Origin of the sequence: Archangium sp., assembly GCF_036388035.1 — a bacterium.
Taxonomy (GTDB): Bacteria; Myxococcota; Myxococcia; order Myxococcales; family Myxococcaceae; genus Archangium.
Window position 1 is genome coordinate 17,806 of sequence record NZ_DASVSO010000778.1, and the last position, 11,095, is coordinate 28,900.

General features: G+C 71.0%; 11 protein-coding genes and 1 pseudogene. 4 read left to right on the forward strand and 8 right to left on the reverse strand.

What is annotated here, in order from left to right:
- Window position 1 precedes the first annotated feature (1 nt).
- On the forward strand, window positions 2-628 hold the full coding sequence (locus VF697_RS32030; protein WP_331100901.1) for an HAD-IA family hydrolase: 627 nt from the start codon (window positions 2-4) through the stop codon (window positions 626-628).
- Here VF697_RS32030 and VF697_RS32035 read toward each other — a convergent pair.
- Together VF697_RS32035 and VF697_RS32040 are read right to left on the reverse strand one after the other, a co-directional pair.
- Window positions 594-938: a cytochrome c gene (locus VF697_RS32035; RefSeq protein WP_331100902.1), complete on the reverse strand. Its 345-nt coding sequence runs from the start codon at window positions 936-938 to the stop codon at window positions 594-596. The two genes, VF697_RS32030 and VF697_RS32035, sit on opposite strands and share 35 nt — an antisense overlap.
- Window positions 935-2,398 carry a hypothetical protein gene (locus tag VF697_RS32040; RefSeq protein ID WP_331100903.1) on the reverse strand — a complete coding sequence of 488 codons (1,464 nt, stop codon included), beginning with the start codon at window positions 2,396-2,398 and terminating at the stop codon, window positions 935-937. The genes VF697_RS32035 and VF697_RS32040 overlap by 4 nt, the downstream gene beginning before the upstream one ends.
- Before the next feature lie 166 nt (window positions 2,399-2,564).
- On the opposite strand from VF697_RS32040, the gene VF697_RS32045 reads away from it, so the two are divergent.
- The gene (locus VF697_RS32045) at window positions 2,565-4,772 is read left to right on the forward strand and encodes a hypothetical protein (protein ID WP_331100904.1); all 2,208 of its coding nucleotides are present in this window, start codon (window positions 2,565-2,567) and stop codon (window positions 4,770-4,772) included.
- Between the two features lie 12 nt (window positions 4,773-4,784).
- On the opposite strand, the gene VF697_RS32050 is transcribed toward VF697_RS32045, so the two are convergent.
- The 6 genes from VF697_RS32050 to VF697_RS32075 form a co-directional block, all read right to left on the reverse strand.
- Window positions 4,785-5,840 carry an SUMF1/EgtB/PvdO family nonheme iron enzyme gene (locus VF697_RS32050; protein WP_331100905.1) on the reverse strand — a complete coding sequence of 352 codons (1,056 nt, stop codon included), beginning with the start codon at window positions 5,838-5,840 and terminating at the stop codon, window positions 4,785-4,787.
- 211 nt (window positions 5,841-6,051) lie between these two features.
- On the reverse strand, window positions 6,052-6,552 hold the full coding sequence (locus VF697_RS32055; RefSeq protein WP_331100906.1) for a GGDEF domain-containing protein: 501 nt from the start codon (window positions 6,550-6,552) through the stop codon (window positions 6,052-6,054).
- Window positions 6,553-7,173 carry an EcsC family protein gene (locus tag VF697_RS32060; RefSeq protein ID WP_331100907.1) on the reverse strand — a complete coding sequence of 207 codons (621 nt, stop codon included), beginning with the start codon at window positions 7,171-7,173 and terminating at the stop codon, window positions 6,553-6,555. It lies immediately after the preceding gene.
- Window positions 7,174-7,188: 15 nt separating this feature from the next.
- A complete protein-coding gene (locus VF697_RS32065) occupies window positions 7,189-7,632 on the reverse strand; it encodes a hypothetical protein (protein WP_331100908.1) in 444 nt (147 codons plus the stop codon).
- Between the two features lie 116 nt (window positions 7,633-7,748).
- A complete protein-coding gene (gene panD / locus VF697_RS32070; protein ID WP_331100911.1) occupies window positions 7,749-8,141 on the reverse strand; it encodes an aspartate 1-decarboxylase in 393 nt (130 codons plus the stop codon).
- A gap of 98 nt (window positions 8,142-8,239) precedes the next feature.
- Window positions 8,240-9,082, reverse strand: coding sequence for an LEA type 2 family protein (locus VF697_RS32075; protein WP_331100909.1), 843 nt, complete (start codon window positions 9,080-9,082; stop codon window positions 8,240-8,242).
- Here VF697_RS32075 and VF697_RS32080 point away from each other — a divergent pair.
- A complete protein-coding gene (locus tag VF697_RS32080; protein ID WP_414641367.1) occupies window positions 9,081-10,685 on the forward strand; it encodes an alpha/beta hydrolase in 1,605 nt (534 codons plus the stop codon). The genes VF697_RS32075 and VF697_RS32080 overlap by 2 nt on opposite strands.
- A pseudogene (locus tag VF697_RS32085) lies at window positions 10,685-11,095 on the forward strand (hypothetical protein); the annotation flags it as partial. The gene VF697_RS32080 and the pseudogene VF697_RS32085, both read left to right, overlap by 1 nt.

Here is an 11,095-nt window from a genome sequence, read left to right on the forward strand (position 1 = left end):
GATGTCCCCGAGCGCCGTCCTCTTCGACATGGATGGCGTCCTCGTGCGCAGCGAGGAGGCCTGGCTGCGGGTGTTGGAGGACGCGGGACGGCGCTTCCGGGGCAGTCCGGTGACGCGCGAGGAGTTCGCGCCCACCTTCGGGCAGGGCACCGCCGAGGACGTGCGTGTCTTCGGCCTGCGCTGCTCCCCCGCCGAGCTGGATGCCTTCTATGTGGAGCACCTGCCGCGCTACGCGGGCGAGGTGTGGGTGAACCCGGACGCGCGGGGTCTGCTGGAGGCCCTGGTCGCGCGGGGCCTGCGTCGGGCCGTGGTGACCAACTCGGTGTCCGCGCTGGCGCGCACGCTGCTCGGGGCCGCGGGCCTGTTGGACTTCTTCGACGTGCTCGCGTGCGCGGACCTGGTGGTGAACGCGAAGCCGGCGCCGGACCTGGTGCTGTACGCGCTCGGCCGATTGGGCGTGGCGCCCGAGGCGGCGGTGATGGTGGGTGATTCGCGCTTCGACCGGGGCGCGGCCCAGGCCGCGGGCGTGCGCTTCGTGGGGCTCGGGCTGGACGGGGACGCCCGCATCGAGCGGCTCGGCGAGCTGCTGCCCCTCACAGGGGGCCCGGCGTCTCCTGGAGCGCGTTGAGGTAGTCCACGATGGCGTCCACCTCCTCGTCGCTGAGCATCTGCTCGGTGAAGGCGGGCATGGCGCCCACGCCCTTGCGAATCTGCGTGCGCATGGCGAAGCCGGGCAGGGGCTTGTTGGCGATGCCCGGGCCGAGGCCTCCCGCCGCTCCCGGGTGACAGCCATTGCACTCGCGCATGAAGAGCACCTGCCCCCGCTGCTGGCGCTCGGTGAGTTGCAGGGGCGGGCCGAAGGGGACGCCTCGGCGCGCGGGGCCGCAGCCCGTGGCCAGGACGGTGGCAAGTGCGAGCAGCCCGACGGTGGCCTTCATGGCGCCTCCTTCTTCGGCTCGGGAGTGATGCGCCACAGCACGCCCGTCTCCTTGTAGGGCTGGATGCCCTTCTCGGTGACGGTCATCACCCCGAAGTCGACGACGTAGAGCGCGGCGTTGTCCGGGTCGAAGCGCACGGAGAGGGGGCGCTCGAGCCCGCCGGTGCGCAGGTGGGTGGCTGGGCCTCCGCTGCCCTTGTCCTTGTTGGCCGCGAAGTCCTGGATGACGCCCGTGGCGACGTCCACCCGCACCACCTTGTAGCCCACGGGCGACATCACCTTGCCCGTGTCCGGGGACTGGTCGCCGAACTGCGCGACGAAGGCCTGTCCGCCGTAGCCGAAGGTGCCGCCTCGCGAGAAGTCGAAGCCATTCGAGGACGAGTGCACGCCGAAGAAGGCCACCGGCTTGGGGGGCGGGGAGGGGTGCTCGGCGAGGAGGAATTGGGGCGGCTGGTCCTGCTCGGGCGGCTTGAACCACTCCTGGTTGACGGGGCGGCCTCCCACGAAGTCCGGGTAGCCATACCAGCGGCCGGGCTCCACCGCCCAGAGGTAGTCTCCGGCGCCGAAGATGGGGCGGCTGCCGCGCACGTCCTGGCCATTCTCCGTCACGTACAGCCGGCCCTCCGGCGAGAAGCCGAGGCCATACGGGTTGCGGAAGCCCCAGGCCACCAGCTCGGGCGCGGTGGCTCCGGGCGCGAGTCGGAAGATGGCCCCGCTGCACGGCACCTGGCCGCGGATGACCTGGTCCGGCTTCGTGGCAGTGCCGAAGGGGACGAAGGCACCGGTGGTGGCCTCGTCGTTCGGGTCCGGCGTGAGCGGGTTGGGGGTGGTGAAGTTGAGGCCGCGCAGGATGACGTCGCGGCAGGGGATGTCGTGGAAGTCGGTGGCGCGCGGCAGCCAGCCCATCTCCGCGTTGTCCGGCCCCACCACGCCCGCGTTCGTCGCGGTGCCCACGCTGAAGTAGAGCGCGCCGTCCGGGCCAATCGCCGGCCCGTTGGTGTGGTGATCGCCCAGGCTGGGGAGGTGGGAGATGAGCGGGGTGAGCGTGCCGTCCGGGGTGACGCGGACGATGCGGCCCCCGCCCTCGGTGCCTCCCTCGGCGACGTAGAAGGCGCCCTGGTGGAAGACGACGCCCGTCCACGGCGCATGCCCGCCCTTGGCCACCACGGTGTGGCTGCCGTCCGGGTTGATGCGCAGCAGGCGCGGCTCGGTGAAGTCCTCGCCGTAGGAGTAGCCGGACTCGGTGACGTAGGGGGTGCCCTGGGCGTCGAAGGCCACCGCGGTGGGGTAGGTGAGGCCGGTGGCGATGGGCTCGATGCGGTAGCCGACGGGCACCGCGATGGCGGCCGCGTCGAGGCGCCGGGGCGGCTTGAACTCCTCGCGAGTCTTGTCGCTCGCGGTGAGGTGGAAGCAGCCGGAGGAGAGCACCGCGCAGGTCACGAGGGCGGATCGGAAGCGCATGGGATGTGCGCAACGCTAGAGAGCCCCTCCTGGGACGGACAGGACATTTCGTGACGGAGGTTGCGTGTGGAACGTTTCTCCGAGTGAAACCGTGACATGGCACAAGCTGAACAAGCAGGATTCCCAGACTACCGCCGTGGGGCCATTCTGAGGCAGGCTCGAGGCCATGGCGTTGGAACGGGTCCAGTCGTGGTGGCGGGGCGAGACATCACAGCCGCTGCGTCCGCTGGTGGAGTGGCTGGGCCGCTCCCCGCTGCTGCTCGTGCTCCAGGCGCTGCCGGTGAGCATCGTCTGGGGCGCGTTCGACGCGATGGGGCTGCCGCGCCTCTTCTTCCATGACGTGCCCCGGGTGACGTTCGTCGCGGCCTTCATGGCGGCGATGCTGCTGGGGCAGTTGTGCTTCATCGGCTACCTGCTGGACGCGGACGAGGACTGGGCGCTGGCGCCCCGGCGAGGCAAGGCAGGTGGGGTGCCGCCCACCATCCGCTGGTACCTCTTCCGCACGGGCACCTATCCGGCGTGGCTGGTGGCGCTCAGCGTGCCGAGCCTCATCGACCGGCACTTCGCCTTCCTCTTCGGCGTGCTGGCGGCGGTGGGGATGATGCTGCTGCTCACGCGCGGCGCCGAGCGGCTGCAGCAGTGGTACGAGTCGGACCGGAAGCGCCACCGCTGGCTGCGGTGGATCGAGGTGACGCTCTTCCGCAAGCGCTCGACGCACGTGGTGGTGCTGCACGTGCTGCAGGGCGGGCTGCTGGCTGTCTTCGTCCTGGGCTACCTGCTGGTGGCCGTGCACGTGGCGATCTCCGGCAACCACGGGTGGGTGTCCCCCGCCGTGGTCATCTGCGTGGCGATCGGGCTGTGCGGCGCCGTCTACGGGGCCGTCCGCTTCTTCTTCCCCGAGCGGCACATGGGGGCGCTCGTCCTCGCGGGCGTGCTGGTGGTGTTCGGCGGGCGCGGGTGCGCGGATCTCTCCTTCTATGACGAGCTGTCCCTGCCCCAGCCGCCGAAGTACGCGGGGACGAGCCTCGCGTCCCCGAGCGACGCGGGGCTGCTGGGCGACGGCGAGGCGCTGAACGCGTGGCTGGCGCGGATGCGGGCGGAGCCTCCGCCGGGCGTGACGTGGCCCACCGAGGGAGAGACCCAGCTCGCGGCGGGACATGCGGCGATGCGCTGCGGGCCGGGGCCGAGGCCTCGGCTGGCGCTGGTGGCGACGAGTGGAGGCGGCATCCGCGCCGCGGCGTGGACGGCGCACGTGCTCTCGAAGCTGGAGGGCTCGGAGGGCATCCCGGGCTTCCACCGCTACGTGCGCCTCGTCACCGGGGCCTCGGGCGGCATGGTGGGGGCGGGGACGTGGGTGGCGGGGCTGGAGCCCTCGGGCACGCCGCGCGAGCGGGTGTCGCTCGCCACGATGATGCAGCAGGACAGCCTGTCGCCGGCGGCCATCGCCCTGCTGCTTCCCTTCGGGGAGAGCCGCGGACGGGCACTGGAGCACGCCTGGGGGCTGCACACGGGCGGGCTGATGTCGCGCACCTTCGCCTCCCTGCGCGAGGGCGAGTCCCGAGGCTGGCTGCCCTCGCTGGTGTACTCGCCCATGCTGGTGGAGGACGGGCGGCGGCTGCTGGTGAGCAACCTGGACCTGTCGGCGCTCACGTCGTCGCGGGCGAGCACGCTGGTGATGGAAGGCCACGGAGACGAGCCGGTGGAGGGCCCCAAGGCGCGGCTGTCCGTCTCGGGGGTGCAGCTCTTCCAGCTCTTCCCCCGCAAGCAGTCGGCGTTCGCGGTGGCGGCGGCGGCGCGGATGAGCGCGTCGTTCCCCTACATGAGCCCGGCGAGCGCGCTGCCCACCTCGCCCCCGGTGCGGGTGGTGGACGCCGGCTACTACGACAACTACGGGGTGGATCTGGCGGCGCTGTGGCTGCACTCACACCGCGACTGGGTGCGCGAGTGCACCTCGGGGGTGGTGCTCATCCAGATTCGTGACCACCTGGGCAATGGCCGGCGCACGAAGCTCCAGGCGGCGAACGGGGCGGGGGCGCCGCTGGGCGGGCTGACGTCTCCGGTGGAGGCGGTGCTGCGGGCGCGCGAGTCGAGCATGTCGTTCCGCAACGACGAGCTGCTGAGCCTGGTGCAGGACGAGCTGAACGCGGGTGAGTCGTGCTTCTTCACCACGGCCATCTTCGAGTTCAGCGAGACGGCGCCGTTGAGCTGGGCGCTGTCGGCACAGGACACGGCGCGACTGGAGCACGCGGCGAGCAGCCCGGTGATGCAGGCGCGGGTGGACGCGGTGCGCGAGTGGCTCACCGCGGGCGCGGACGCCCAGGGCCGGGCGCGCAAGCTCGGCATGTGTCCCGGGCGGCGCGAGCTGGTGCCCTGACGTCCGGTCCGCTCAGAGCGGGAAGGCCGGGAGGATGGGCCGCAGGGCCGCCACGGGCGCCTCCTCCGTCAGTCCCACGCCGTGCGTCACCCACGTCCGGGACTCCACGCCGCCCCGGAGCAGCCGCGTGCCGTTCTCGGGATCGAACGACCATTCGGGGACGTCTCCCACCAGATCCTCCACCCCCCATGGGGACGCGCACCGCTCCCCGTCCCGCTGCGACAGGTTCCCCCACGGGTGGCGCCGCCCATCCGGTCCCCGTGCCGCCATCTCCCACTCGTCCGCCGTGGGCGGCCGGAGGGGGATTTTCTCAATTCGTGAGAGCTTTTCGCACAGCCGCTGGGCCTCCTCGAACGAGCCGAGCCATGTCCGCTCCCGGTCGGGAACGACACGGATGGGTAGCGGATTACCCATCCAGGTAGCCAGGGCGCAGTCCACTGGAAAACGGGCCACGAAGAAGCCCTCGGAGCGCACCCGGCGAGGGGTGTGGGCGCCCAGCCAGTGGTCGATCGGAGCGACCCACTGCAGCGGCAGTCCCGAGCGGCGCAGCTGGAATTGCCCGTTCTGCTCGATGACTCCCGAGGGAAGAACGTTCGGTCGCCGACCCAGCGCCAGGGGCGTGGTGAGCGAGTGGAGCAGCAACGACGTCGCGTCCGTCACCTCCACGGCGCCAGCGAGCAGCTCGCGCAGCGGCCGCAGCGGATCCCTCCCGGGCACCAGGACGCTGGGAAGCTGGCGCTCCTGGAGGTACCGGATGACCCCCTTCCAGAGCTGCTCGAGGGCGCGGCGCTCCCGGGGATCCTCGAGTTCCCGGAGCAGGCTGGGAAGGGGCAGCGCGTGGAGCGCCGGCAGCACCTCGCGGGCCCGCAGCCGCGCCGCCACCAGCACCGCCGTCACCCGCACCTCCGCGTCCGAATCGCGCAGGCCCGCCCGGAGCACCTCGTCGACGGAGGGGTAGGCGAGGGCGTCGTCACGCATGAGCCAGCGCAGGGCCTGCCGCCGCTGCTCGGGCGCGAGATGCTCCGCCGTGCCGCGCTGGCCGATGTACCCGACAGAAGTGGTGAACACGCGTGCTCCTGGTGGGGCGGGTGGGCCGGAACTCCCGGCGACTGCTCCGGTTTCCCATGCACACCACATGCCAGGGCTGTATCCCTCCCGCGAGTCGGTGTCTTCCGACAGACACGCGATAAAGCTTCATCCAGACGCTCAGGGCGGCGATGTCCGACAGGGACCAGAAGTCGAGTCGACATGTCGAGGGCGAAACGGAGCGCGGGCCTGGCTACCGCGTCACCACCCGGTCCCGTCCGGCCTGCTTCGCCCGCCCGCACGTGGCCTCCGCCGCGTCGAGCAGGTTGCCGTAGGGCTCGCCGGGGCGCAGTCCCGCCACGCCCACGGAGACGGTGAGGTGGAAGTCGCCGGAGGGGGAGCGGAAGGTGCGCGCCGCGAGCCGGCGACGCAGCCCCTCCGCCATCCGCTCGCCCATGTACGGCGCCACCGCGTAGAGGGACACCGCGAATGCGTCGCCCTCCATGCGGCCGATGGGCCCGCGCCCATCCAGCTCCGCCCCGAGCTCGTCCACCAGCGCGCTCAGCGCGGCGTCCATCGCCTCGCGCCCGTACGCGTCGTTGCCTTCCTGCGTCTCGTCCGCGTCCACCCACAGCAGCGTGAGCGGCATGCGCGCCTGGTTCGCGTCCGCCACGGCCCTGGCCACCAGTGACTCGAAGTAGGGGCGCAGGTAGGCCCCCGTCTTCGGACAGACCTGTCGGGCGTGCTCGGTCACTCAGCTCGCCTTGCGCGAGGAGGCCTGCTTCGTCTTCGCGTGCGCCTTGTCGAAGCCCTCGTAGAAGCGCACCGCGTGGTCTCCCACCTTCTGGATGTGCTGGTTGTTGAGGTACGCCGTCACCGGCGCCGCCACCAGGGGCATCGCCCGTCCCAGCACCTGCATGCCGCCCTTCTTCAGCAGCACCTCGGCCACCTTCCCCAGCACCCGGGGCCCCGAGCGCTGCAGCGGGCCCACTCCCGTCGCGTAGCCGTACAGGTCCAGCAGCTCGTTGCGCGCCCGCTCGCTCTTCAGGTTCGCCTTGTAGAGCGTGGCCAGGTCCACCAGCAGCGTGAGCTGGAGCCACGCCATCACCGTCAGGTCCGCCGGCAGCCCCAGCAGCCCGAAGACGCCGGAGATGCCGCCCACCATGCTCGCGACGTGCTTCTTCTCGTCGATGAGCCGCTGCGCCCGCTCCCTCAGCCCGGCCGACGGGTAGCGCTGCTCCAGGTCCGCCACCCGCTTGCGCGAGCGCGGCACTTCCTGCTGCACCAGGTCCGCCAGCTTCGCGTCCGCCAGCTTCTTCAGCTCCGCGGGGGTGAGCATCTTCACCTTGTCCCCAATGGGGTCATAGAAGGCCATGCGTGTCTCCTCCCCTCAGTAACCCCGCTCGGAGAGGTAAAGGTCCACCAGGGCCCCTTCCTCGTACCAGGCGTGGCGCATCTCCGCGTTGTACCAGCGTGAGTCCGGCTTCGCCGTGCGCACTTCGAGCTTGATCTGGTTGGGCGCCGTGTCGATGACAGCCGCCCGGGCCTTGCACGTGGGCCCCGGCTCATCTCCGTAACCGCCCTCGAGGCACACCTCGTCCCCCACCGACAGCCGCCGCGTGTACTCGGTGCCCAGGTAGCGGGCCTCGTCGCAGTTGCCCCGCATCGAGGAGCTGCCGTGCTGCACGCACCGGTCCAGCCGCGGCGAGCGCACCACCGGCACGGAGCCCACGAGCGGATCATCGTCGTTGGGGTTGGGCCGGAAGGACTCCTTGGAGGTGCCACAGCCCGCCAGCATCAACAGCAGGCCTCCACACGCCCACGTCCACTTCATTGCTTCCTCGCCTCCGGGACCCTGACGGTCCCTTCACTCGCACGGAATGGACGCACGAGCATGGCAAGCCCGCGCGGGAGGGTAAAGCAGTTGACGCTTGGAGCGTCCGGCGTCGTTCAGGCGATACGGCGCGCCGGGCCGGGAATCTCCTCCGTCCGGCCGGGCACAATCCGGTTCTTCTCGTCCACGAAGACGACCGTGGGCTTCCACTGGGTCGCCTCGTGCTCCTCCACCTCGGCGAAGGTGGCCAGGATGACGAGGTCCCCCGGCTTGTTGAGGTGGGCCGCCGCGCCGTTGATGCAGATGACGCCGCTGCCCGCCTCGCCCTCCAGGGCGTAGGTCTCCAGGCGGGTGCCGCGCGTCACGTTCCACACCGCCACCTTCTCGAAGGGGAGGATGTCGGCGGCGCGCAGCAGGTCTCGGTCGATGGTGACCGAGCCCTCGTAATCCAGGTCGGCCTGGGTGACGGTCGCGCGGTGGATCTTGGACTTGAAGAGGATGCGGCGCATGAGGGGGGCCCGGAAGAACGCGGCGCAACCGTAACGGGTGGAGTGCCGGGGAACAACCTTCATACGCTGGCCCGGTCGCTCGCCCCCTCGCCGAGCCGCTAGCGCCGGAAATTCAGGAGCTGCGCGACATCCAGGGGCACGTTCTGGCCGCCCGAGAGGAGCTGGCCATCCAGCTTCACCTGGGCATTGCCGCCCGAGCGCAGGGCATTGGCCGCGGCGGCGGCGCTCAGGAAGTTGATCTTGAGGGGCAGGGAGAGCTGGCGGGTGCTGCCGGGCTCCAGCAGGCCGAGGTCCCCCGTGGAGAGGTTGCCCACGCTGCTGCCGGCCACCTTGAGGGCGCCGCTGATGCCGCCCACCGGGAGGGGGAAGCTGTTGCGGTTCTTCACCGTGAGGGGGAACTCCACGGTGGCGCCCTGGAGGGTGACGTTGGTGATGCGGGGGGACTCGAACTGGACCTGGGGGACCTTGGGGACCTCGAAGGTGCCCTCGTGCTCCAGGGGGAAGCGCAGCACGCCGAGGGGCGTCTGGATGCCCACGCTGCCCTGGGCCTTGTACTGGGCGGTGTCCTTGTTGAGGAACGTCTGCACCACGGGGGCGATGTCCGCGAACTTCACGTTGGCGGGGAAGACGAGCTCGGACTTGCCCCGGGCGGCGATGGTGAGGCCCTTGGGCGGCGTGCCGGCCACCACCTGCTTGCCCTCGACGAAGAAGGCGTAGTCGATGGAGGCGAGGTTGAGCCCGAGCGGGTTGGGGTTCTCCAACTGGTAGACGAGGTCGACGGTGGCGTCGGCGAGCGAGGCCTTCTGCAGGCGGGCCTGCTTGAAGGTGAGGCGAGGCTTCTGGAAGGCGCCCTTGGCCAGGCGCTTGAGCGAGGCGCAGCCGGCGAGCAGGACGAGGCCAAGGGTCGCGAGGACGAGGAGCGAGCGGTTCTTCATGGGCATGGGCTTACCAGGGGACGGGCCATGCTACCGGGCAATTCAAACGGACGCTCGGGTTGCGCCCGGCCGCTGGGAAGGTGGGAGTGCGTGGCCGCGGCCGGGGGTGATAAGGCTGGAGCCCGTGAGAACGCCCTCCACCTCCCGGCTGCTGCCCGCCCTGCTCTGTGCCCTGCTGTCGCTCACCTCCTGCACGCGCGGTGCGGGCGCGTCGGGGCCCTCGCGGAAGGCCGTCCTCAAACCGTGCCGGCTGGAGGTCGCGGGCCGGCAGGCCCTGTGTGGCACCCATGAGGTGTGGGAGGACCGCGCCGCGAAGCAGGGGCGCAAGGTGCCGCTGAAGGTGGTGGTGGTGCCGGCGCTCGCGTCCTCGCCGGAGCCGGATCCGGTGGTGCTGCTGGCCGGAGGCCCGGGGCAGGGCGCCGCGAAGCTGGCCGGGCACATGGTGCCCGTGCTGGAGCGCCTGCACCGCAACCGGGACCTGGTCTTCGTGGACCAGCGGGGCACCGGGGACTCGCGGCCGCTCGAATGCGAGCCGGTGCCGCACGACGCGCCCCTGGCCGAGCAGTTCGACGATACCTACCGCGAGGAGGCCTACCGCAAGTGCCTCGCCGGCTATGACGCGGACGTGCGCCTCTACACCACGCCCATCGCCATGGACGACCTGGACGAGGTGCGCGAGGCGCTCGGCTACGAGAAGCTCAACCTGTACGGCGTCTCCTACGGCACGCGCGCCGCGCTGGTGTACCTGCGCCAGCACCCGGAGCGCGTGCGCACCGTCATGCTCGAGGGCGTGGCGCCGATGTCCCTGCTGCTGCCCCTCAATGTCGCGCGCGACAGCCAGCGGGCCCTGGACCTGCTCTTCACCCACTGCGAGCAGGACGCGGCGTGCGCGAAGCGCTACCCGGAGCTGCGGGGCCGCTTCGCCTCCCTGCTGGCGCAGCTCCTCGAGGAGCCAGTGCGCACCCGGGTGGAGAACCCGCTGACGGGCGTGCCCGAGGAGATCACCCTCAGCCACACCACCTTCGTGGCGGTGCTGCGCGGGGTGCTCTACATGCCCGAGGCGACGTCGCTGGTGCCGCTGGTGCTGGACCGGGCCACGCAGGGCGACTGGCGGCCGCTCGTGGCCATTCAGCAGAACCTGAGCGGGGGCGCCAATCCCAACATGAGCCAGGGCATGTTCCTCTCGGTGGTATGCACGGAGGACGCGCCGCTCATCTCGGACGAGGCCATCACCCGGGAGTCGAAGGGCTCGTGGCTGGGCGAGACGATGCTGCGCACCATGCTCAAGCCGTGCGGCTTCTGGCCGCGCGGCGAGCTGCCCAAGGACTACCGCGAGCCGGTGAAGTCGGACGTGCCGGTGCTGCTGCTGTCGGGCGAGCTGGATCCGGTGACGCCGCCCTCGTGGGCCGAGGAGGCGAAGCGCACGCTGACGAACAGCCGGCACGTGGTGCTGCCCGGAGTGGGGCACGGGACGAGCAGCATCGGCTGCGTGCGCGCGATGATGGCGGACTTCGTGGACCGCGCCAGCGTGGAGGGGCTCGAGTCGAAGTGCGGCGAGGGCCTCAAGCGTCCCCCCTTCTTCACCTCTTTCGCCGGCCCGGTGCCCTGATGCAGATGGGCCGTGTGTCGTCGCTGGCGAGCCTGTCGGCGCTGACCTTGTCGGGGATGGCGGTCGCGATGGCTGGAACGCCTGGCGGCGACAAGAAGTGGGTGGGGCCGGTGGTGGGGAGCCCCGCGGGTGGCCAAGTCCAGACGACCATCTATTACGGCCCGTGGAAGTGCAGTCAGGCCTGGATGGATCGGTGCCAGAAAAAGTGTGGCTCAGAGGGCCACGCGCTCATGGGGTGCATCTGGCTGGCCGACATCAAAGCGGACTGGCAGACGCGGTTCGTGCTCCTGCCCGTGTATGGAGGTGGGAGGCTCGCCATCACGCACTGCTGTTGCAACTACCCGAAGGCTTCGGATGCGAAGTCACGGCGTGCGAAATGGGAAGCGGTGATGCGCGCCTTCCGCAAGAAG

Excerpts from the sequence above, each read along its gene's own strand:
- VF697_RS32030 (WP_331100901.1), top strand. The coding sequence starts at position 2 with ATGTCCCCGAGCGCCGTCCTCTTCGACATGGATGGCGTCCTCGTGCGC.
- VF697_RS32035 (WP_331100902.1), bottom strand. The coding sequence starts at position 938 with ATGAAGGCCACCGTCGGGCTGCTCGCACTTGCCACCGTCCTGGCCACG.
- VF697_RS32040 (WP_331100903.1), bottom strand. The coding sequence starts at position 2,398 with ATGCGCTTCCGATCCGCCCTCGTGACCTGCGCGGTGCTCTCCTCCGGC.
- VF697_RS32045 (WP_331100904.1), top strand. The coding sequence starts at position 2,565 with ATGGCGTTGGAACGGGTCCAGTCGTGGTGGCGGGGCGAGACATCACAG.
- VF697_RS32060 (WP_331100907.1), bottom strand. The coding sequence starts at position 7,173 with ATGGCCTTCTATGACCCCATTGGGGACAAGGTGAAGATGCTCACCCCC.
- VF697_RS32065 (WP_331100908.1), bottom strand. The coding sequence starts at position 7,632 with ATGAAGTGGACGTGGGCGTGTGGAGGCCTGCTGTTGATGCTGGCGGGC.
- panD (WP_331100911.1), bottom strand. The coding sequence starts at position 8,141 with ATGCGCCGCATCCTCTTCAAGTCCAAGATCCACCGCGCGACCGTCACC.
- VF697_RS32080 (WP_414641367.1), top strand. The coding sequence starts at position 9,081 with ATGGGCTTACCAGGGGACGGGCCATGCTACCGGGCAATTCAAACGGAC.
- VF697_RS32075 (WP_331100909.1), bottom strand. The coding sequence starts at position 9,082 with ATGCCCATGAAGAACCGCTCGCTCCTCGTCCTCGCGACCCTTGGCCTC.